Below are 1010 nucleotides of genomic sequence, written 5' to 3' on the forward strand. Positions count from 1 at the left end.
TTTAACCGTGTAAGTGGTCTTTGCAGAACTGGAACTTGAGCTCGCAGAACTTGATTTTTTGCTGCTGCTTTCCGACTTTCCATTTGGAATCTCCAAGGTTTGTCCAACATAAATCACTGTTGATGACAGATTGTTGGCTGATTTCAGTGCGGAAATACTCTTGTTGTATTGAGCTGAAAGCTTCCACAGCGAGTCCCCGCTCTTGACCTTGATCGTCTGGGCTTCCACCGGTGACGCAGCCAGCGAGGTTCCAAGAGCTGCAGAAGCTGCAAAACCTGCTGCTATCTTCTTCATTACCTTCTAACCTCCCATCTCATTTTCGCTCCCCATATGGTTAGGGTGTGACTGATTATGAACCCAGTTTTAGTCCATTGTTGTATAAGTGGATACCCATTTTTTATAATCGCTTTGTGGAGCGCCCCAGCTTAACCATGACACAAGTACAGGGATCTTATCTTCTTGTAAAAGCCAATATTCCCAACGCTTTTTTTGAGAGTTAACGTATATACCCGATTTTTTAATTGTTTGCATGACGCCCCTCCCTATTTTTGTGAATGTTTGGAATATTCGAACAATAAAATGCATTTTTTACCACCGGGATCATATTAAGAACTAAAGTAGTCAGATAACCCTTGAACAATCCCATTGGCAGCTCTGATTTGGTAGGTTTCAGATTGTATATTTGATTCTTCGCTAGGATTTGAGATATATCCAANNTCCCTTAAGACATAAAAATCACCGAAGCGAACACCATTACTTTGGAATCCAGTTTGGCTGGTTACGTTCCGTAGAATATTTGCCGCTAACGATTTGTCGGCGTCTCCTGCATAATAATACGTTTCAACTCCATGACTCAATTGAGCAGGAGATGAGTTGTAGTGAATCGAAACAAACGCATCCGTATTATACGAACTACTAATAACAACACGACGATTTAAACTTAAGTAACGATCGGAAGAGCGCGTTAAAATGACATTAGCTCCTTTTTCTTTTAAAAGGGAAACAAGACG

General features: G+C 41.1%; 2 protein-coding genes and 2 pseudogenes. All 4 read right to left on the bottom strand.

The genetic code is table 11. The features are described 5' to 3' along the window. A partial coding sequence (locus BTA31_RS22080) for a LysM peptidoglycan-binding domain-containing protein (protein WP_142243770.1) occupies positions 1 to 294 on the bottom strand: 294 nt, incomplete at its 3' end. Positions 295 to 363: 69 nt separating this feature from the next. Continuing rightward, positions 364 to 531, bottom strand: coding sequence for a hypothetical protein (locus BTA31_RS22895; protein ID WP_158039142.1), 168 nt, complete (start codon positions 529 to 531; stop codon positions 364 to 366). A gap of 74 nt (positions 532 to 605) precedes the next feature. After that, positions 606 to 715, bottom strand: a pseudogene (locus BTA31_RS23820) (N-acetylmuramoyl-L-alanine amidase); the annotation flags it as partial. 2 nt (positions 716 to 717) lie between these two features. Beyond that, a pseudogene (locus BTA31_RS23825) lies at positions 718 to 1010 on the bottom strand (N-acetylmuramoyl-L-alanine amidase); the annotation flags it as partial.

The organism is Bacillus haynesii, from assembly GCF_001969855.1.
Classification (GTDB): Bacteria; Bacillota; Bacilli; order Bacillales; family Bacillaceae; genus Bacillus; species Bacillus haynesii.

Coding starts and splice junctions, on each gene's coding strand:
- BTA31_RS22895 (WP_158039142.1), bottom strand. CDS start 531: ATGCAAACAATTAAAAAATCGGGTATATACGTTAACTCTCAAAAAAAG.